This window comes from Candidatus Magnetaquiglobus sp. (assembly GCF_058402785.1).
In genome coordinates, this window is sequence record NZ_JBZVFG010000005.1 from 83,060 (window position 1) to 102,427 (window position 19,368).

Sequence of the window (19,368 nt, forward strand, 5' to 3'; positions counted from 1 at the left end):
CTGCGTTTTTTTCGAATATTTCATTGCACACACTTGGAAATGTATATATAACGGTTCCCAAACAATGTCACGGAAAACCCAATCCAAACCCAAACAAAAAATTATGTTTTCGAATTCTCATTAGTAAGGAGGACGGAAGTGGACCAAAACCTCGCACGAACGTATGACTATGAAGTGATCAAAAAGTTCTCCATCGCCGCCGTGATTTATGCGGTGGTGGGCTTTTTGGTCGGCGTGATCATCGCCCTGGAACTCACCTTCCCGGAACTGAACGCCAACATCCCCTACATCACCTTTGGCCGCCTGCGTCCCCTGCACACCTCGGCGGTGATCTTCGCCTTCGGCGGATCGGTGCTCTTCGCCTGCAGCTACTACATCGTGCAACGGACCTGCAAGGCGCGTCTGTTCTCCGACTTCCTCTCCAACTTCACCTTCTGGGGCTGGAACCTGGTGGTGGTGCTGGTGGTGATCACCTATCCGCTGGGCATCACCCAGGGTAAGGAATACGCGGAACCGATCTGGCCCATCGACCTTCTGATCACCGTGGTCTGGGTTGCCTACTTCATCAACTTCGTCGGCACCCTGGCCCGTCGCAAGGAACCCCACATCTACGTGGCCAACTGGTTCCTCCTGTCGTTCATCATCACCGTCGCCATCCTGCACATCACCAACAACCTGGCCATTCCGGTCAGCCTCACCGACTCCTATCCGGTCTGGGCCGGCGTCCAGGATGCGATGATCCAGTGGTGGTATGGCCACAACGCCGTGGGCTTCTTCCTGACCGCCGCGTTCCTGGGCCTGATGTACTATTTCGTGCCCAAGCAGGCCGAACGTCCGGTCTACTCCTACCGTCTCTCCATCGTCCACTTCTGGGCGCTCTGTTTCATGTACATCTGGGCCGGCCCGCACCATCTGCACTACACCGCCCTGCCGGACTGGGCCAGCACCCTGGGCGCCACCTTCTCGATCATGCTGCTTCTCCCCTCCTGGGGTGGCATGATCAACGGCATCATGACCCTGTCGGGCGCCTGGCATAAACTGCGCACCGATCCGATCCTGCGCTTCTTCATCGTCTCCCTCTCCTTCTACGGCATGTCCACCTTCGAAGGACCGATGATGTCGATCAAGGCGGTCAACGCCCTCTCCCACTATACCGACTGGACCGTCGGTCACGTCCATTCGGGCGCCCTGGGTTGGGTGGCCATGGTCTCCTTCGCCTGCCTGTATCACATGATGCCGCGTCTGTGGAACACCCAGCTGTACTCCCTGCGCCTGGTCAACGTCCACTTCTGGCTCGCCACCATCGGCGTGGTGATCTACATCGTGCCGATGTGGATCTCGGGGATCATGCAAGGCCTGATGTGGCGCGCCTATGACTCCTTCGGCAACCTGAGCTACTCGTTCGCCGAAACCGTGGGCGCCATGCATCCGTACTATCTGTTCCGCGCCATAGGCGGTATCGTCTTCCTGGTCGGTGCTCTGGTGATGGTCTACAACATCGCCAAGACCATCGCTGGCGCCAACCAAACCCCGGCCAAGGCCGTCTGACAAGGAGGACCACGATGCAACACAGTACCATCGAAAAAAGCATTCCACTGATGGCCGTTCTGACCTTGATCATGGTCTCCATCGGTGGTCTGGTCGAAATCGTTCCGCTCTTTTTCATCAAGAGCACCATCGAAAAGGTGGAAGGGATGCGTCCCTACACCCCCCTGGAGCTGAAAGGCCGCGACATCTACATCCGCGAGGGGTGCTACAACTGTCACTCCCAGATGATCCGTCCGTTCCGCGACGAAACCGAACGTTACGGACACTACTCCCTGGCTGCGGAGAGCATGTACGATCATCCGTTCCAGTGGGGATCCAAGCGTACCGGTCCGGACTTGGCGCGCATCGGCGGCAAGTACTCCAACGAGTGGCACCGCGCCCACATGCTCAAACCCCAGAACGTGGTGCGCGAGTCGGTGATGCCGGCCTATCCCTGGTTGCAGGAGAACGAACTCAAATTCGACGACATCGAGAAGCGCATGAAGGTGTTGTCGATGGTGGGCGTTCCCTACACCCCGGAGCAGATGGCCAACGCCAAGCAGGATCTGACCGCCCAGGCCTCTCCGACCGCCGATGGCGCCGGTTTGACCGCCCGTTATGGCAAGAAGGTTCCGAAAGCGGACTTCGACGGCAAGCCCGAAAAGCTCACCGAACTGGATGCCTTGCTGGCCTATCTGCAAATGTTGGGCACGCTCGTGGATTTTTCCGGCCAACCGGCCAAGGCCCGCTAAAAGGAGAAGGAGACCCAAACCATGGCGGACAACAAAGATTTGGATACCACGGGCCACAAGTGGGATGACGAAGAGGGGTTTCCCCTCCAGGAATACAACAATCCCCTGCCCAAATGGTGGTTGAACAGCTTTTACGCGACCATCATCTGGTCGGTGGTCTACTGGGTGCTCTATCCGGCCTGGCCTCTGCCGGACGGATTCACCCCCGGCACGCTGGGCACGACCATGCGTGGCGAGTATCAGAAAGAGATGGACGAGGCCAAGGCCAAGCAGAAGGTCTTCAACGACAAGCTGGACAAGCTGTCGCTCAAGGAGATCAGCAAGGACAACCAGCTTTTGCAGTTCTCGATCTCCGGCGGCAAGGCGCTGTTCGGTGACAACTGCGCCCCGTGTCACGGACCGGCGGGGATCGGCGTCAAGGCGGGTGGTTTCCCGACCCTGGCGGACGACGACTGGCTGTTCGGCGGGGATCTGGACACCATCCACGAGACCATCACCAACGGTCGGAATGGTCAGATGCCGGCGCATCTGAACACGGCGGGCGGCAATTTCACGGATGCGCAGGTGGACGATCTGACGACGTATGTCCTCTCCCTGTCCGGCAAGTCCACGGACAAGGCGGCGATCATGCGTGGCGATGCGCTGTTCCGCGGCGAAGCGGGTTGCACGAACTGTCATGGCGACAAGGGCAACGGTTCGCTCAAGGGGACGGTCAACGGCGAGAAGTTGCCGCAGATCGGCGCTCCGAACCTGACCGACGGCATCTGGCTGTATGGTGGGGATCCAAAAACCGTGCGCGAATCGATCGCCAAGGGTCGCATGGGCGAGATGCCGGCCTGGGGTGCGGGCACCAAGGAGTCCGGTCGTCAGTTGGGCGCGCTGGACATCAAGAAACTGACCATCTACGTCCACAGCCTGGGTGGCGGGCAGTAAGCTTTAATCTTTGATCTTCACCAGGTCTACCCAAAAAGGTCCGGGAAGCGATTCCCGGACCTTTTTTTGTGCCTCCCCCGTATCCGGCAAAGCCGCGACCGCGAGGCCAAGGGGGTTCGCCCCCATCCCGCCAAGCCATCACCGCCCCACCCGATCAGGTGGAACGCGGGTTCACCCCGGATCGGCGCTTCACGCCCCGTTTGAACCTGGTCCGTACGATGATCGAAGGGTTCACCCCGGATCCGCGCTTCACGCCCCGTTTGAACCTGGTCCGTACGATGATCGAAGGGTTCACCCCGGATCCGCGCTTCACGCCCCGGTCAGCACAGGTGCGCGATCGAACGCAAACAATCCGCATTCAAAATCCGCAACCGCTTCCCCTGAATCGACAACACCCCCTGCTCGCGAAATCCCCGCAAGAGGCGGCTGACGGTCTCCATGGAGAGTCCGAGATAGTTGGCGATATCGTTCTGGAGCATGGGCAGGCGAAAGGCCTCACCATTGAAGCCATGGCGACCGTAGCGTTCGGATAGATTCAACAAGAATGCGCCCAACCGCTCCTCGGCGGTGCGTCGTCCCACCAGAAGGGTCTGATGGTGATCGTGTCGAACCTGATCCACCAGGATCCGGATCACCTGCTCCTGAAAAAAGCTCTTCCGCTCACCCAAGGCATCCAGATGCTCGAACGGCAACCAGCACACGGAACTGGTTTCCAGGGCAACCGCAGAATAACCGTAATGGCTGGAGTGGATGGAGTCCAATCCGATCAACTCTCCAGGCAGAAAGAAGCCAAGGATCTGCTCGCCAGACGGATCCAGTTGCGATAAACTTTTGAAACTACCACTTTTGACTGCGTAAATTCCTCGGAAAGAAGCGAGCGCATCGAAGAGAATCGCCCCCTTGGCCACCGGAATACGTCTGGAGAGAAAGATATTCAGGGCTGTCAGATCAGACTCTTCGAAAAACTTCAGAAAACCGTGCAACTTGCACTGGACACAGGCCACCTCATGGGAATCGGGACACTCCTCTTCCGATCCATCCGCCTGTTTGAATCCAACATGATTCGAACCGTTCATGAACGATGATCCCACCTGCCAAAACATTACCGTGATCAAACCAAACAGCCATGAATCACCTCAGGATACGGCACTTTCCGCGCTCGGGTCCACTGATTTTTCAGACGCGGCACAGGCCAAAAAGTTCACAAAAGATAATTAACGCAAACTCATTTTTTCTTCACACATTTTTGACAAATGTCAAAAAATGATTTGACACCCACACCCATCAATGTTAACTTTCGGCGATAAAAATGCAGGCTTGACAATCCAGTTTCCCCTTGAAAAACGTGTCTATCATCCATTCGATTCATTGATAATCTTGATCTTTAAGGAGGGAGTCCGATGTCGAATTCCACAAGCGGTCACAACCATGCCCAAGCGCATCACTGGGAAACCAGTGCCGCACCCCTGCTCGTGGTTCTGGGGGTTCTTTTTGCCGTGGTCTTCTGTTTTGTTGAATGGATCACCTACAACAACAAAATGTTGGCCATCGTCTGCGCAGGCATCGGAACCCCCCTGCTGCTGGCCGGCATCGCCAAATGGACCGCCGAGGCCCTCACCCAAAAGCCGGTCATGGAGGGTCTGACCCCCGTCGCCCTGCCGATCTTCATCGTCTCGGAAGTCTTCATCTTCATGGGCCTGTTCGTCTCCTACTGGACCATGCGCCTCTCCGCCGGACCCAACTGGCCCCCAGCCGGCACCCCAACGGACATGAACCTCGTTCTGCCGATCATCATGACCGTGATCCTGGTGGCTTCCAGCTTCACCTATCACATCGCCGAGATCAAAAGCGAAAAGAACGACATGGGGGGTTTCCGCCTCTGGCTGTTCCTCTCCATCGTCCTGGGCGCGATCTTCCTGGGCTGCACCGCCTATGAGTACAACCATCTGATCCATGCGAATTTCCTCCCCTCCACCAACGCCTACAGCACGGCCTTCTATTCGATCACCGGCTTCCATGCCTCCCACGTCGTGGTCGGATTGGGATCCTTCCTCACGGTCCTGATCGCCGCCCTGGCCGGCAAAACCAACAAGTCCCTCACCTTCTGCGTCGGGCTGTACTGGCACTTCGTGGATGTGGTGTGGTTCTTCGTGGTTTCCCAGGTCTATTACTGGTAAATCGAGGGACATCCGATTCGGGTCGCGCGGTGACAAGCATCGCGCGACCTTCGTTGAATGCATCTCCGACCAGGAGTGTAATGAGAATGCGGAAGATTGCATGGCTGATGGCCATGACGCTCTGGGTGCTGTTGCTGGGAGATGGTTGGGCCTTTTCCAAGCCCACGGAAAACTCCGACATCGACCCTTCCCTCTTTCGCGTGGATGAGCAGAAATTTCTCGGCGTCAAATTCGGCAACGAGGTCACGCTGCTCGATGAACAGGGGAAACCGCTCCAGTTCGCGGAGCTTCCCAATCTGCCCTTCGTGCTCGTTCCGGCCTACTACACCTGCGACGGAGCCTGTTTCAACATCGGCATCTCGTTGAAGGAGTTGCTCAAGGATGTGAAGTCTCTGCAAGCCGGCAAGGGCTTCAACGTGGTGTTCGTCTCCTTCGACAAGAACGATACCACGGAAGGGGTGACCAAGTTCGTCCAACAACTCGATCTCCCGGACGATCCGATTCGCGGCTGGCGTTTCACCCGCTTCGAACAGCCGGATGAGATCAAACGGGAGATGGACAAGATCGGGTACAAGTTCTTCTGGTCCCCGCGCGACCGGACCTTCTTTCACCCGACGCTGGTGTTGATCCTCTCCCCGGAAGGTCGGGTGGCGCGTTACCTCAACGTCCTGAACGTGACCCCCAAGGATGTGGAACTGGCGCTGCTGGAGGCCAAATCCAACCAATTCAAGCCGTCCGAGACCTTGGATTATTTGGTCAGCCTCTGCTACAGCTACAATTTCAAGGAAGGCCGCTACACGTTGAGCATACCGGTCTTCGTGGGACTGGGGTCATTTCTGCTGGGTATCGGATTGTTGTTTGCTTCACTGGGTATTTATCGTTTGATACATCATCGCAAAAACATTAGAAAATGAGGAGAACATTCATGAAACGGGCAGTTTCCGCGATGGTCCTGATGGGCCTCGGGTCGGCAGCCGCGCTGGCCGAGGCAGGGGCGAAGGGTGGGATTCCGGATCCAGCCGCCAGCTGGAATCACCTTTGGCACGATGTGCTGCTGGATCTCTTCATCATCGGCATCATCTTTCTGACTGCGGGTCTCTACTGGGTCTGGAAGTATCGCGCCGATCGTCCGAATCAGGTCGGCACCGCCCCGAAATTCGACAGGATCACCCTGATCGGTCTCGCGGTCGTTCCGTCATTCCTGTTCATGGCCGACGACTTCTACCTGGCCGCCAAGGGTTGGACGGTCTGGAACGAATACCGCGACGTGCCGCGCAACGCCATGGAAGTCAAAGTCACCGGCAGCATGTGGAGCTGGAACTTCGAATACGACAACGGCGTCTCCACCTCGTTCGTGGTCGATTCCAAGGAAGGCGATGGTCTGGTGGTTCCGGTTGGCAAGCCGGTGGTGCTGCGCATGACCTCCACCGACGTGGTGCACTCCTTCTTCCTGCCGGACTATCGCGTCAAGGAAGACCTGATGCCGGGTCGCGTCACCTATCTCTGGTTCAACCCGGTCAAGGCGGGAGAGACCATCGCCACCTGCGCCGAGTATTGCGGCAACCGCCACTCCTTCATGTGGACCAAGGTCAAGATGGTGCCGCAGGCCGAGTTCGATGCCTGGGTCGCGCAAAAGAAACAGGGCGCCTGATCGCACGATCGGTTGGCCTTCAACGGATATCATAAGGAAGGAAAAAGGGGATTGAAGCGATGAGCAGCGCATCATCTGGTTTCAAGTTGGGTGAGTGGATCTTTACCACGGACCACAAACGCATTGGGGTTCTCTATCTGATCGGCTCGATCGCGGCCTTCGCGGTAGCCGGTCTCATGGCCCTGCTGATTCGTATCGAGCAGTCGTCACCCGGTCCGACGATCGTGTCGGATGCCTTCACGGGGGGCGATCAGTACAATGTCTGGCTCTATTTCCATGGCGCGGCCATGATCCTGGGCTTTCTGATTCCCGGTCTCACGGGGTTCGCGGCCAACTACCTGTTGCCGCTGATGATCGGCGCCAAGGATGTGGCCTTCCCGCGCATCAACGCCCTGTCGGTATGGCTGTTCTGGGCCGGCATCGTCGTGGCTCTGCTGACCTTCATCGTGCCAGACAAGCCGGACGTGATGTGGACTGGCTATCCGCCCTACTCCGTCACCACCGCCGGCAACACCGCCCTGTATGTCTTCACCGTGCATCTGATGGGTTTCTCCTCGATTCTGGCCGCCGTGAACTTCCTGGTGACCATCATCTACATGCGTGCGCCTGGCATGGGTTGGAACCAGCTCAACATGTTCGTCTGGTCCTGCTTCACCGCGCTGATCATCCAGCTGGTCTTCGTGCCGGTGCTGGCCGCTGCCGTCACCCTGCTGCTGTTCGACCGCTATCTGGGCACCCACTTCTTCGATCCGGCCAATGGCGGTGACGTCCTGCTCTATCAGAACCTCTTCTGGTTCTACTCCCACCCGGCGGTGTATGTCATCTTCCTGCCGGCCATGGGCATCTTCTACGAAATCTTCTCCACCATGTCCAAGAACCCGATCTTCAACTACAAGGCCGCGGTTTATGGTGGCATGTGCATGATCGTGGTGATCTCCGGCGAAGTGTGGGTCCACCATCTCTACTACTCCGGCATGCCGGACTGGCTGCGTATCGGCCAGATGGTCACCACCCTGATGATCTCCGTGCCGGTCGGTTTGATGACCATCTCCCTGTTCGGCACGCTCTACAAAGGGGCCATCACCTTCAACGTGCCGATGTACTATGGCACCGCGGCGCTCTATCTGTTGCTGATCGGTGGACTGACCGGCATCCCGCTCGCCATGACCGTCATGGCGGTCCATCTGGGCGAAACCTCCTTCACCCATGCCCACTTCCACTTCATCATGGGCATCTTCGCCACCTTCTCGGTCTTTGCCGCCGTGGACTTCTGGTTCCCGAAGATCGCCGGCAAGATGCTCAACGAGAAGCAGGGCAAGTTGGGCTTCTGGTTCAACTTCATCGGCGTCAACATCACCTTCTGGCCGCTGTTCATCATCGGCGTCGAAGGCATGCCGCGCCGCTATTGGGACTATGCCCAGTTCCCGGCCCACTTCGGCGCCTATCACAAGGTGGCCACCATCGGTGCCTTCATCGTCGCCATCGGCATGATCCTGACCATCAGCAACTGGATCATCAGCGCCATCAAGGGTGAAAAGGCTCCGAGCAATCCGTGGGGCTCCAACTCCCTGGAATGGACCCACACCGCCACGCCTCCGGGCCCGGGCAACTTCCCGACCCCGGTCACGGTGGATGCCAACTGGACGCCGTACAACTACAAATAAGTCTCATCTCCGGGGAGGTTGTTGACCTCGCCTCCCCGGCCCCCTCCTTTTTCACATCCTTTTCTAAACGTGTCAAAATGTTCAAGGCCCCCAATTTGGAACCGCGTGTCATCACACCCGATCTGCGCCGCAAGATGAACCTTGCGGGGATTGTTTTCTTTATTCTTGCATTGCTCTTGATTGCCTTTCTGACCCACAATTTCTCCAAGGAGTATGATCCGGCCCACCGCGCCATCAAGGACAAGGAGGCCCTGGAGATCAAGGCCGCCAAGAAGGCCGCCGAAGCCAAGAAGTTCGCCGAAGCCCAAGCCGCTCAGCAGCAGGCGAATCCGGCACCGGCTGTCACGCCAGCGCAACCGATACCCGTTCCCCCCAAGCAGCCCTGAGCGCCTGGGCAAGGAACAAGGACGCCAGAGTGGCGCGCCAGCATCCCCACATTTTCGAGACGACCCATACCTCCACCCGAGGCGGATCCGGCCATGACCCTGACCTGGAATCAATACATCGAGCTGTGCAAGCCCAAGATCGGATTGATGATCGCCTTGACCGCCGTGGTCTCGCACATGGCAGTGGCCGATCAATATCGCGTCTCGGCGATTCTTGCCCTCGCCATCGCGATGATGTGCGGTTCGGCGGGTTCGGCGGTGATCAACCACTTCTGGGATCGGGACATCGACCGCATCATGCCGCGTACCGCGCGGCGTCCCCTGGCCATGGAGGATGAATCCCGACAGAATCCGGCCCAAATCCTCTGGCTGGCGTTCTTCTTCACCGTGGCCGGCATCACCCTCATCACTTGGTTCTTCAACCATGTGGCCGCGATCCATCTGGCATTGGGCACGTTTTTATATGGCGTGGTCTACACCATCTGGCTTAAAAGACGCACTTGGCTCAACATCGTCATCGGCGGTTCCGCCGGGAGCTTCGCGGTCCTGGCAGGCGCCACCTCGGTCAATCCGGAACTGTGTACCCTGCCGGTGTTGATGTCGCTCGTGCTGTTCCTGTGGACCCCTTCCCACTTCTGGAGCCTGGCCATCTACCTCAAGGAGGAGTATCAGCGCGTGGGCGTGCCGATGCTGCCGGTCGTGGTCGGCGAGGCAAAGACCGCGCGGGTGATCCTGGGCAATACGCTGCTGATGGTGGGGGTGTCGCTTCTGCCGTGGTTCATGCATGAGCTTGGCGCGATCTACGTCATTGGCGCGCTGCTGTTCGGCATCGATTTCATACGCCTCAATCTCGCCCTGCTCAAAGAACCGGATAACCGTCCCCTGGCCTGGAAGAACTTCATGGCTTCGATGCGCTATCTGGGCGGTCTGTTCGTCGCCATCCTCGCCGACAAGAACTGGCCGGCGGGCGGATTCTGATTCGCACGCCTCCCCTACCTGCTCGAACGCCCTTACCATCGCTACCGATCACGTCGAATCTTGATTGGTAGCGGATGCGCGACGGCGGCAAGAACGCACGACGGCGGTCAGTTGTCTCACCGCAAGGCGTGCTTTTTCATCCGATAAAGCAGGGTATCGCGGCTGACATCGAGAAGACGGGCCGCGTGGGTGCGGTTGCCGTTGGTCTTGAGGAGTGCGGCGCGGATCATGTCGCGCTCCAGGGTGTCGAGGCTGATGCCACCGTGGGGCAACGCGACCTCGCCCGAGGCGGCAACTCCCTCGGTCTGACCGACCGCGCCGAGGTTCGGACGGATGGCGTGGGGATGGAGTTGGGCCTGGACGAAGCTTTCGTCCAACCGTTGTCCGGCCTGAAAGATCACCGCGCGTTCGCACAGATTGCGCAGTTCGCGGATATTGCCCGGCCACGGGTAGGCGCGCAGCCACTCCAGGGCCGATCGGGTGAAAATCGGGGCCATGACGCCCTGCTTCCTGGCAAAGCTGTCGAGAAAGGCAGAGGCGAGCAGTTCGATATCCTGGCCCCGTTCGCGCAGCGGCGGCAGGCTCAAGGGAACGACCTGCAAGCGGTAGTAGAGATCCTGACGAAATCTGCCCGCCGAGACAAAGGCGGCCAGATCCCGATTGGTGGCGGCAACGACGCGCACATCGACCTGTTTGGGCTGCTCGCTTCCCAGTGGCTGGCACTCGCCATTTTCCAGAAAACGCAACATTTTTGCCTGAATGGCGAGGGGCATGTCGCCGATTTCGTCGAGGAAGAGCGTACCGCCATGGGCGGCGGCGATGCGTCCGACCCGATCGGTGAGGGCGCCGGTGAAGGCCCCCTTGGAGTGTCCGAACAGTTCGCTCTCCACCAGGGATTCGGAGAGGGCGGCACAGTTGACCGGCACGAACGGTCCCTTGGATCTGGGGCTGGAATCGTGGAGCGAGCGGGCCAGAAGTTCCTTGCCGACCCCGGATTCGCCATGAATCAACACCGTGGCATGGGTGATGGCCACCAGGCGCGCGGCACGCAGCACGGCCACGAAAGCCGGGGCATTGCCGTATTGATCGATGCGGGGGGAAGGTGTCATGGTGCCAGCAGACCGTTAATCAAGTTTGAGATTTCATGCCCATGATGATTATGCACTTTCCAGCCGAGTAAAAACAAGTTCAAAATTCCGATCGTGAGCAGAAGCGCGGCAATGATGCGCCCCAGGCGCGAGATCCCCCCGAAGCGCACCAGGGAACCGGCGAACCAACCCGCGGAGAGCATCACCGGCAGGGTGCCCAGACCAAAAAGCAGCATCATCCCGGCCCCGGACGGACCGGAGCATGTGCCGCTGCTCCACAACAGGGCGCCGTAGACCAGGGAGCAGGGAAACCATCCCCACACCACCCCGAACAGGAAGGCATGGCCAAGGGTCCGAGGGGTCATGAAGCGCCGCGCCAAGGGTTCCAGCCCGTTCCACAGCCAACCGCCGAGCCGCTCCAGTCGATGCATCGCCGGCAAGCGGCCCATCAGGAACAGACCATTCCCGATCAGCACCAAGGCGGCGAACGCCTGCAAGAGAGTATGGCCGTATTCGGGTGAAAGGGTTTCGAAGAGGGTGTTGCCAAAGGTCGCCACCAGGGCCCCGGCCAGGGTATAGCTGGTGAGTCGTCCGAGATTGGCCGCCACGAGATAGGGCCAGACAGGACGCCTCTGGCTCCCGAAGCGCGCGGAGAGATGATAGGACATCGCCCCGATGATGCCGCCGCACATGCCCAGGCAGTGCAGCAGGCTGGAGAAGGCCAGAAGCAGGGGGATCAGCAGGGAGAAGTTATCCACGAAACTCCCATTGGAGACGGCGGTCGGGTCGAAACAGCCCTTTGGGCTCGGCTTGAAAGGTCCGGCGATGGCGCGTCGGGAGGCACGCGCTTCAGCCCGGTTACTTCTTGGAATCGTCCTTGGCGCGGTTGCTCCAGACCCACCAGATGGCCAGACCGGTCAAGGCGATATTGAAGATGATGCCCACAATCCAGAAAGTGCTCATGTCCTGCTCCACATCTCTGCCAACTGCCGATTCAATGCACCGCGGCGTACGTCCGAATCCAACCCTGCCAACGCCTCCTTGAGCGTCACGGCCCGGGATTCGAGCAAGGCCTCACCGGGCATTGACTCCGGACACCTCCCCGATCCAGCCGATCCACCAGCCATCCATCTGCCTGGTTACCGCCGCATGGGTCTGGATCCTGACCAACCCCCAACAAAGATCAACCGGTTCACGAAACAGTCGTTTTGAACGTCATTCTTTTATCCAGGATATCCGATCCGATTGCAACCGGAAAAACGACCGCCTCTTGGATGCTTCGAACCGTGCTTGAACAAATTGCCGCGCAATTTGGAGGGCCATCACGGCCCGCGTCGGCTGTTTGGCAATGGCCAAACAGCCTCTAAGGACGCAAGGTGGTGAAAGCGATGCGACGGATCCCCTGTTCCTGCACCAGGGAGAGGAGTTCAGCCAGTTTTTGATAGGCGGTGGCGCCATCGGCATCGATGCGCAAAAGCAACTCCGGGTCGCGCGCGGCGGCCTCCTTGAGATGGACGACAAGCGACTCCCGGTCGATGGCGTTCTCACCCAGTCGCAAAGTGCCATCGGCCTCCAAAAGGATGATCACCGGGGTCTGGGCGGCAGCCATTTCGCCGTTCGCCTTGGGAAGGGCCACCTTGAGGGAGTTGGCCATCACCGGTGCCAGGATGATGAAGATCACCAGCAACACCAGCATCACGTCCACCAGGGGGGTGACGTTGATCTCCGCCAGGGGGCGATCCTCGCCCTCCGCATCACTGAGCCAGCCGGCCACGTCCATCTCCCGCGCGCAACGCCGCCAAACGCAATAAATTACCCTCGGCCAGGGTCATCAAGCGACGCAACCGCCGCACCAGCATGTTGTAGCCGACCGCCGCCGGAATCGCCGCGAACAGTCCCGCCGCCGTGGCCACGAGCGCCTCGGCCACGGGTCCGGCCACCAGATCCAGCGACAGGGCCGAGCCATGGCCCAGACCGGCCAGGGCGTGCATGATCCCCCAGACCGTGCCGAGCAGGCCGATGAAGGGGGTCGAGACCCCGATGGAAGCCAGGAAGGTCAGGCCGCTTTCGAGTTCGATGCGCTCCTCGCGCACCGCTACGGCGATCCGCGCCTCGCCGAGCGCCGTGCCCGTCCGGGTGTCGGGCAGATAGGCCCCGAGCAACGCCTCGGAGGAAACGACCGTCTCGCCGGCATCCAAGGCGTGGCGTACGCGCCGCTCACGTTTGAGCGCCCCCTGGAAGCGATTCCATTTGTGCAGGATGATGGTCCAGCCACCGATCGACAGGGCGATCAGCAGCAGGAAGATCCCCTTGACCACCCCATCGGCGTGGACCCACCACGCCAGCCAGGAGACGGATTCGTTCAATGTTTTCCCCTTGATCGGATGATGTTCACAAAAACCGGCCCCCATTGTGGCATCGACCCTACCCTTCCCGCAACACAAAGCGAATCGGAACGGTCACGGTGGCCGCCACCGGGACTCCCGCGCGGCTGGCGGCCACGAAGCGCCAGCGGGCCACCGCCTCCAGGGCAGCCCGATCCAACAGCTCGAAACCGGAACTCTGGTGCAGCGCGACCTGCTCCGCGCGGCCATCGGCGCTAACCTCGACCCGCACCAGCACCAACCCCTCCTGTCCCAACCGCCGGGCGGAACGCGGATAGTCGGGACGGGGGTTTCCGGCGAGCGTCGCCCCCAGATCCACGGCGCGATAGACCGGTTCGACCGGCGCGCTGGTCGTCGGCGCGGAGACCAGCGGTGGCGCGCTGACGGGGAGCGGGGTGGCCTCGGTGGATTCCACCGGGGTCGGCGCGGGCCGCTGGACAACCGCAGGTTTGGCCACCTTGCGCGGGACCGGCGGTTCCTTGGGCGGCGTCGGTTTCACCGGTTCCGGTTCCAGCTCCGGTTTGGGCGGGGGAGGCGGTGGCGGGGCGACCGGTTCCTCGGGTTTGGGCGGGGGCTCCTCGGGTGGTGGCGGCGCAGGCTGAACGATCGGTTGCGCGGCCTCCCGCAGTTCAAACAACAGCTCGAAGCGATCCATGCGTGGCTTGGTGGCGGGCATGCCCAGAAAGCCCGCCACCAGAAATCCATGCACGATCAGGGAGAGCGCGAAAGCCCGCCAGACTCTCCCTGCCCCTTCCAGGGTCCCGACATGCGCGGCTGTCGCGGAGCTGATCATACCCCCCAGGATCCCTTATATCACTCAAAGACAAACGCTCCCGACTGCCCCGGGAGCGTAGTCTTCAGCCATGCGCAGTGTCAATGCCGAATCAAAAGCGTACCGATCCATCCCCGGATCAGAACTTCACGGTCAGGCCACCATAAATGGTCCGGCCCATGCCCGGAACCGAAGTGCCCCAGGGCGGCTCGGACGAAGTCATGGTCGCCCCCTGCCCGACATAGGCCCCACCCAATGGCAGATTGTAGAACTGATCCAACACGTTCTCCACCCCCAGATCCAGGCGCACCGACTCCCAATCATAACTGCCACGGAGATTCAACAGACCATATCCGCCGGTCTTGACCTCGTTGCGGGTCCGGGAAACCTCATCCTTCGGGGCCACCAACTGTTCTTCGATGGTGCCGGTCCATTTGTCGCGTTGATGGACCAATGCCAATTTCCCATTCAGCGGCATAATGTTGTAGAGGTTATCCCCAGTGGTTCGATTCTCGCCCACCACATAATTCACCATGCCGTTAAGGGTCAGAGCGCCATAGGCCGGGGATTCCGCCAGCAGCACCTGGCCGGAAACATCCATCCCATACAACTGCGCGCTCTGGTTGATGTACTGCAAATACACATAACCGGTGGTGGCGGTCAGAGACTTGTCCACCGCCCCTCCGGCTGTCGCGAGAGCCCCGGTCGCCGTTGTGCAAACATCCCTCGGACAACGCCGCACATCGATGTAATCCTCGATGTGGGTGAAATAAGGCGTCAATTTCAGGTTCCACTTATGCGCTCCTTCCCCGCGCCAATCTGCGGACACACTGATCGTGTTGGCCACCTCCGGCTTCAGATTGAGATTGCCGATGTAGAAGTTGCCATCCCCGAACATGTTGATCATCTCCATGGCCATGGTGTGCGGCGACCAGGCATAGCGTTCGTAAAGATTCGGGGAGCGTGACTTGCGTGCGTAACCGGCTTCGTAGCTGCCAGAGACACCTGGGGTGTACCGCAACAAGGCGGTCAGATCGATGTTGTTGTCGGTGCGCTGCCGATCCGCCGCATTGAATTTCCCAGGAGGACTGTTCGGATCAGCCGGGTCGCCATATCCAGGCCCTTTGGTACCATTATTATACCCGTGTACCGTTCCGGTATCCATCATCACATTGTCGCTCCGGACGCCCAACTGCGTCATCCATTGCGGATTCCAACGGGCCTCCCACTCCGCATACACATCGATCCGATCTCTTTGACCATTGTTGATATTCCAGAATGTGTCTGGCGACATCCCGCCGTAAGGTGTCGCACTACCACCACCGAAGGTATTGGTATAAATCGCCGGCAGCGTCGCCGGAGACGGCGGCCACCAGTCGTCCAGACGATGGCGCAAGCCCTCAATACCCAGGCGCAACGTATCCCGCTCCGACAGGGTGATCTCACCCTTGATCTCCGCGCCGAGGTTGGTGCCATCGGTGAACATGGGCATGCCGGGAGCGATAAGGCTGGTCGCATTGATGGCCGTACCGTAGGTAAACTGCTTGTTCGGTCCAAAATCCATGCGGTGGCGGGTATGCTCGTCGTAAACGCGTGCATCCAGATTGCCCCAGTTGAACTTGCCGGTGTAGTGGAGATTGCCGTGTACGCTCTCGTTGAGCGTCATGTCCATGCGCTGATTCGGATAGTCCTGATAGGGGATGTGCTGCAATCCCAGTTTCAGCTCCACCAGATGATGATCCTGTTTCATGGCCAGCCCGACCTCGTGATTTTCGGTCTTGTAGCGCGATGAACCCACCTCGTCACCCTGCAATCCAGCACGATCTGAGGTGGCCGAGATCTTACCCGTATCATGGAACGCCTTGGCCGCAACGTAGTTATCAGCTTTCGCGGTCGAGCCGTTGTAGGAGAAGCTCAGCTTCTCTCCGGCCACGGTGGCGGCCAGATTGCCTCCCAGAGCATCGCCGTTGCTGCGATAGAAGGTGCCGGCCTGCCCCTTGAACAGGGTTGACCCTCCCGCCTTGGCAAACTCCGGCGGCCTGGCATTCAACCGGATGGTACCGCCGATGCTGTCCCCACCCACACTGACCGGCGTCACCCCCGAAAACACCTCCACGCTGCCGACGTTGTTCGGATCGATGTACGAGAGGGTCGGATTCATGTGGTTGGGACAGGCGGAGATGAGGTTCATGCCATCCACCTCGGTCTTTAAACGGTCATCCCCGAGACCATGCACCACCGGCAGCGAGGAGACGCCACCGCCGGTATAGAGACTCACGCCGGGGATGTCCTTCAACAGGGACGCGGCATCGCTGGTCGCCGGTCGCATGGGGAGCAGTTCCGGCGTGGCCAGGGTCGTGCCCTGGGAGATCTCTTTCTCCTCGATGCGTGGCGCGGTGACCAGCACCTCCTTGAGCACGGTTCCGGACTCCTTCCGGACCGCCTCACCCTTGCCCGACGTGGTGGACTCCCCCCCCTCGGCGGCCATGGCCAATCCCGGCAACGCAAAAAACGCGGCCAACGTCAGACAACGGACTTTTGCATTCATCCTCTTCTCTCCTGATCAAGAATCGTTTGGAAACGTAGGCGATCCCGGATGAAGAGCAAGTTAAAGTCCAGAATAGGATTGCTATATAATCAGATATTTAGATGAATGAATCGTGTGTGTGGGTGTGTTAAATCACACAGCACCATGGAGTTTTCACGCATTTTAAAAACAGTAAAATCTTGATGAATAACAAGGATGCACCGCATCGATCGGTGCCTGAAGCGAAAATGTCGGCGAGGGGGAACAAACAAGGGGCGGCGATCACAGGCCAGACTTGAAACGAACCCCTCTTCGGAGGTTCGCGCCAAGCCAGCGAGGGGCCATGTCAATACTTGCCCAGACAGTCCGGCCACCAGTGGATGACGTGATCATCCTTTTTGGTCAGGCCGCTGATCGGACCATCCTGGGAGATGACGAAGGCGGCGGAACCGGGATAATGGCCGACGAAATTAACCGTGGCGTTGTGACGGGTACCATAGCGGGAGAACAATTCGTCCCGGTCCAGGTGCTGGGCCTTGTTGTTCTTCCAATAAATGATCCGCTCCTGCCAGATCGGCGCGGAGAGAAACGCCCCGAACGAGAGCGGACGCAGCCGGTCGGAGATGATCAGCGCCCCATCCACGCAGGTCATCTGCGCCAGCATCTCGGCATGCTCGATCACCTTGCGCTTGCACTCGAGCACGGTCTCGCCGATGATGCAGATGGTGGCCAGGGAGGAGTTTTCGGCGGCATCCTTGCGGAACAGCTCCTGCTGATGTTCCACGTCGCACAACTCGCCGATGAGGGTGGCCCCATCCGGGCTCTCGGTGAGATTGTGCTTGGGGATGATGCAGTGCGACTCGGGGTCGATGTAGTCCGAGGGAAGCCAGACGATGATGCCGCCATGACCGCGCCGATCGGTCTCCATCAACAGATAATCGATGAAATCCCGATAGGTATGCCAATATTTCATGCCGAGCTTCTGGAACTCCGGGTGACGCTTCACCACCTCCAGGAACCGCCAGCCCATCAGGCCCGAGGTGAAATGATTGTGAACCGGTTCGAGAAAACGACCTGATTTGAACCGGGCGATCAGCTCATCCCCCTGGTAGATCGACAGGGAACCGGTTCGCTTGGTGATGATCGCCAGCGAATTGGGAGAGGGCTGTTCGAGGGGCAGGGCATCGAAACGGTTGCGACCCCGATGGGTGGTGAAGATGGCGCTCCAGATTTCGAGTTCCGCCGGCTCCTCCTCGCTCCCCCAGACCGCCAGAACCGTGGTATCCGGATCAAAGGCCGGGGCGAGTTTCACCAGGGTATCGACGGTCATCGGTTGCCTGGGACTCATGCGCAGCACGATGCTCTCGCCGGCACGTCCCTTGTCCGGCAGCAGTGCCGGGTTGGTCAGGGAGACCCCCACCCGCACCGGACGATCCTCGTTGCGCTTCAGACCGGCCAGAAAGACCATCTCCATGATGGTCCGCACCTGCTGAAACAGCACCGGATCCTCCAGAGCGCCGGAATCCGGCTTCCAGAGCGCGATGATCTCCTCGATGATGACCGGATCGAACACGGCATTCCCCTCCCCCCAACCGCGACATTCCCAATTCCCAAGGCCATGCCCGCCTGTTCGGACATTCACATGGCCTGTTGCAGGATAATGTGAATTGTTCTTCTTGGAAACCGCTCATGGTCGCGTCAGACAAAAAAATACACGCGGACACCGGGCTTTCAGGCGGGCAACCAGAAACGCTCCCCCTCCGCGGCCACCATGCGCATCGGATGATTCAGCAGACGACTCAACCGTTCCGGGGTCAGCATCTCCTCCCGACGGCCCTGGTCGCTCTCCCCGTTCCCATACAGCAGCAAAAATCGATCACAATAGCGCGCCGCCATATGAATATCGTGGGTCACCAGCACCAAGGCCCCGGATCTGGCCTGAACGCGTTCCGTGAACAGCTCCAGCAGGGTGATCTGGTGGTTGAGGTCCAGATGGTTGGTCGGTTCGTCGAGCAACAGCAGACGCGGATCCTGAACCAGGAGAGTGGCCGCTTCCATGCGCCGCCGCTCCCCTCCGGAAAGGGTCGCCACCGGACGGTCGGCCAGGGTATCCAGGCCGGTCTGACGCAGGGCGTGTCGGACCCGTTCGAGATCCTCGGCGTTCTCTCGTGACCAGAAGGAGAGGTGCGGATGACGACCGCCCAGGACGGTTTCTGAAAGGGTGGCCGGAAAGGGGTAATCGATCTGTTGGAAGAGAATGCCGATCTCGCGGGCCACGGCGCGGCGAGAGAGGCGCGCCAGGGGGTGTCCGGCCAACCGGATCGAGCCGGCATCGGGTCCGCGCAGTCCGGCCAGGGCATGCAGGAGGGTGGATTTGCCCGCGCCGTTCGGCCCCAGGATCGCCCAGCGTCCGCCCGGCTGGATCGACCAGTTCAGATCGCGGCAGAAGTCGCGTCCGCCGCACCCCAAACGGAGCCCCTCGACGGTCAACAGAGCGGTCATGGCTCGCTTGTCAACCGGTTCATCCAT

At 59.7% G+C, this 19,368-nt stretch carries 18 protein-coding genes; 9 read left to right on the forward strand and 9 right to left on the reverse strand.

Annotated features, from left to right (window positions below; genetic code table 11):
- Positions 1 to 138: 138 nt before the first annotated feature.
- From ccoN to ccoP, 3 genes are read left to right on the forward strand one after another with little or no spacing between them, the layout of a single operon-like run.
- A complete protein-coding gene (ccoN, locus tag ACV4UY_RS03175; RefSeq protein ID WP_491606205.1) occupies positions 139 to 1,548 on the forward strand; it encodes a cytochrome-c oxidase, cbb3-type subunit I in 1,410 nt (469 codons plus the stop codon).
- A 14-nt stretch (positions 1,549 to 1,562) separates the two neighbouring features.
- Positions 1,563 to 2,279 carry a cytochrome-c oxidase, cbb3-type subunit II gene (gene ccoO, locus ACV4UY_RS03180; RefSeq protein ID WP_491606206.1) on the forward strand — a complete coding sequence of 239 codons (717 nt, stop codon included), beginning with the start codon at positions 1,563 to 1,565 and terminating at the stop codon, positions 2,277 to 2,279.
- Between the two features lie 21 nt (positions 2,280 to 2,300).
- Positions 2,301 to 3,212: a cytochrome-c oxidase, cbb3-type subunit III gene (gene ccoP / locus ACV4UY_RS03185; RefSeq protein ID WP_491606207.1), complete on the forward strand. Its 912-nt coding sequence runs from the start codon at positions 2,301 to 2,303 to the stop codon at positions 3,210 to 3,212.
- Between the two features lie 320 nt (positions 3,213 to 3,532).
- Here the strand turns inward: ccoP and ACV4UY_RS03190 are convergent, their stop codons facing one another.
- Complete coding sequence (locus tag ACV4UY_RS03190) at positions 3,533 to 4,288, reverse strand: helix-turn-helix domain-containing protein (protein ID WP_491606208.1); 756 nt, start codon at positions 4,286 to 4,288, stop codon at positions 3,533 to 3,535.
- A 324-nt stretch (positions 4,289 to 4,612) separates the two neighbouring features.
- Here ACV4UY_RS03190 and ACV4UY_RS03195 point away from each other — a divergent pair, with 324 nt between their 5' ends.
- The 6 genes from ACV4UY_RS03195 to cyoE all read left to right on the forward strand — a co-directional run bounded on the left by ACV4UY_RS03195 (position 4,613) and on the right by cyoE (position 10,068).
- The gene (locus tag ACV4UY_RS03195; protein WP_491606209.1) at positions 4,613 to 5,389 is read left to right on the forward strand and encodes a cytochrome c oxidase subunit 3; all 777 of its coding nucleotides are present in this window, start codon (positions 4,613 to 4,615) and stop codon (positions 5,387 to 5,389) included.
- Between the two features lie 86 nt (positions 5,390 to 5,475).
- The gene (locus ACV4UY_RS03200; protein WP_491606210.1) at positions 5,476 to 6,303 is read left to right on the forward strand and encodes a thioredoxin domain-containing protein; all 828 of its coding nucleotides are present in this window, start codon (positions 5,476 to 5,478) and stop codon (positions 6,301 to 6,303) included.
- An 11-nt stretch (positions 6,304 to 6,314) separates the two neighbouring features.
- Positions 6,315 to 7,040, forward strand: a complete 726-nt coding sequence (locus tag ACV4UY_RS03205; RefSeq protein WP_491606211.1) for a cytochrome c oxidase subunit II — start codon at positions 6,315 to 6,317, stop codon at positions 7,038 to 7,040.
- 59 nt (positions 7,041 to 7,099) lie between these two features.
- The gene (locus ACV4UY_RS03210) at positions 7,100 to 8,704 is read left to right on the forward strand and encodes a cytochrome c oxidase subunit I (protein WP_491606212.1); all 1,605 of its coding nucleotides are present in this window, start codon (positions 7,100 to 7,102) and stop codon (positions 8,702 to 8,704) included.
- Positions 8,705 to 8,781: 77 nt separating this feature from the next.
- Positions 8,782 to 9,090, forward strand: a complete 309-nt coding sequence (locus ACV4UY_RS03215) for a hypothetical protein (protein ID WP_491606213.1) — start codon at positions 8,782 to 8,784, stop codon at positions 9,088 to 9,090.
- 93 nt (positions 9,091 to 9,183) lie between these two features.
- Positions 9,184 to 10,068, forward strand: a complete 885-nt coding sequence (gene cyoE, locus ACV4UY_RS03220; protein ID WP_491606214.1) for a heme o synthase — start codon at positions 9,184 to 9,186, stop codon at positions 10,066 to 10,068.
- A gap of 116 nt (positions 10,069 to 10,184) precedes the next feature.
- Here cyoE and ACV4UY_RS03225 read toward each other — a convergent pair whose 3' ends face one another.
- The 8 genes from ACV4UY_RS03225 to ACV4UY_RS03260 all read right to left on the reverse strand — a co-directional run bounded on the left by ACV4UY_RS03225 (position 10,185) and on the right by ACV4UY_RS03260 (position 19,368).
- Positions 10,185 to 11,177: a sigma-54 interaction domain-containing protein gene (locus ACV4UY_RS03225; RefSeq protein ID WP_491606215.1), complete on the reverse strand. Its 993-nt coding sequence runs from the start codon at positions 11,175 to 11,177 to the stop codon at positions 10,185 to 10,187.
- A complete protein-coding gene (locus tag ACV4UY_RS03230) occupies positions 11,174 to 11,914 on the reverse strand; it encodes a sulfite exporter TauE/SafE family protein (protein ID WP_491606216.1) in 741 nt (246 codons plus the stop codon). The genes ACV4UY_RS03225 and ACV4UY_RS03230 overlap by 4 nt, the downstream gene beginning before the upstream one ends.
- A gap of 605 nt (positions 11,915 to 12,519) precedes the next feature.
- Positions 12,520 to 12,930 carry an ExbD/TolR family protein gene (locus ACV4UY_RS03235; protein ID WP_491606217.1) on the reverse strand — a complete coding sequence of 137 codons (411 nt, stop codon included), beginning with the start codon at positions 12,928 to 12,930 and terminating at the stop codon, positions 12,520 to 12,522.
- The gene (locus ACV4UY_RS03240) at positions 12,911 to 13,522 is read right to left on the reverse strand and encodes a MotA/TolQ/ExbB proton channel family protein (protein WP_491606218.1); all 612 of its coding nucleotides are present in this window, start codon (positions 13,520 to 13,522) and stop codon (positions 12,911 to 12,913) included. Before ACV4UY_RS03240 ends, ACV4UY_RS03235 begins: the two co-directional genes overlap by 20 nt.
- Before the next feature lie 58 nt (positions 13,523 to 13,580).
- The gene (locus ACV4UY_RS03245) at positions 13,581 to 14,333 is read right to left on the reverse strand and encodes an energy transducer TonB (protein WP_491606219.1); all 753 of its coding nucleotides are present in this window, start codon (positions 14,331 to 14,333) and stop codon (positions 13,581 to 13,583) included.
- A 118-nt stretch (positions 14,334 to 14,451) separates the two neighbouring features.
- Complete coding sequence (locus tag ACV4UY_RS03250) at positions 14,452 to 16,860, reverse strand: TonB-dependent receptor (protein ID WP_491606220.1); 2,409 nt, start codon at positions 16,858 to 16,860, stop codon at positions 14,452 to 14,454.
- Positions 16,861 to 17,185: 325 nt separating this feature from the next.
- The gene (locus tag ACV4UY_RS03255) at positions 17,186 to 18,412 is read right to left on the reverse strand and encodes a putative sensor domain DACNV-containing protein (protein ID WP_420904355.1); all 1,227 of its coding nucleotides are present in this window, start codon (positions 18,410 to 18,412) and stop codon (positions 17,186 to 17,188) included.
- Between the two features lie 158 nt (positions 18,413 to 18,570).
- Complete coding sequence (locus tag ACV4UY_RS03260) at positions 18,571 to 19,368, reverse strand: ABC transporter ATP-binding protein (RefSeq protein WP_491606221.1); 798 nt, start codon at positions 19,366 to 19,368, stop codon at positions 18,571 to 18,573.

Coding starts and splice junctions, on each gene's coding strand:
- ccoO (WP_491606206.1), top strand. CDS start 1,563: ATGCAACACAGTACCATCGAAAAAAGCATTCCACTGATGGCCGTTCTG.
- ccoP (WP_491606207.1), top strand. CDS start 2,301: ATGGCGGACAACAAAGATTTGGATACCACGGGCCACAAGTGGGATGAC.
- ACV4UY_RS03190 (WP_491606208.1), bottom strand. CDS start 4,288: ATGAACGGTTCGAATCATGTTGGATTCAAACAGGCGGATGGATCGGAA.
- ACV4UY_RS03195 (WP_491606209.1), top strand. CDS start 4,613: ATGTCGAATTCCACAAGCGGTCACAACCATGCCCAAGCGCATCACTGG.
- ACV4UY_RS03200 (WP_491606210.1), top strand. CDS start 5,476: ATGCGGAAGATTGCATGGCTGATGGCCATGACGCTCTGGGTGCTGTTG.
- ACV4UY_RS03205 (WP_491606211.1), top strand. CDS start 6,315: ATGAAACGGGCAGTTTCCGCGATGGTCCTGATGGGCCTCGGGTCGGCA.
- ACV4UY_RS03210 (WP_491606212.1), top strand. CDS start 7,100: ATGAGCAGCGCATCATCTGGTTTCAAGTTGGGTGAGTGGATCTTTACC.
- ACV4UY_RS03215 (WP_491606213.1), top strand. CDS start 8,782: ATGTTCAAGGCCCCCAATTTGGAACCGCGTGTCATCACACCCGATCTG.
- cyoE (WP_491606214.1), top strand. CDS start 9,184: ATGACCCTGACCTGGAATCAATACATCGAGCTGTGCAAGCCCAAGATC.
- ACV4UY_RS03225 (WP_491606215.1), bottom strand. CDS start 11,177: ATGACACCTTCCCCCCGCATCGATCAATACGGCAATGCCCCGGCTTTC.
- ACV4UY_RS03245 (WP_491606219.1), bottom strand. CDS start 14,333: ATGATCAGCTCCGCGACAGCCGCGCATGTCGGGACCCTGGAAGGGGCA.
- ACV4UY_RS03250 (WP_491606220.1), bottom strand. CDS start 16,860: ATGAATGCAAAAGTCCGTTGTCTGACGTTGGCCGCGTTTTTTGCGTTG.
- ACV4UY_RS03260 (WP_491606221.1), bottom strand. CDS start 19,368: ATGGATGAACCGGTTGACAAGCGAGCCATGACCGCTCTGTTGACCGTC.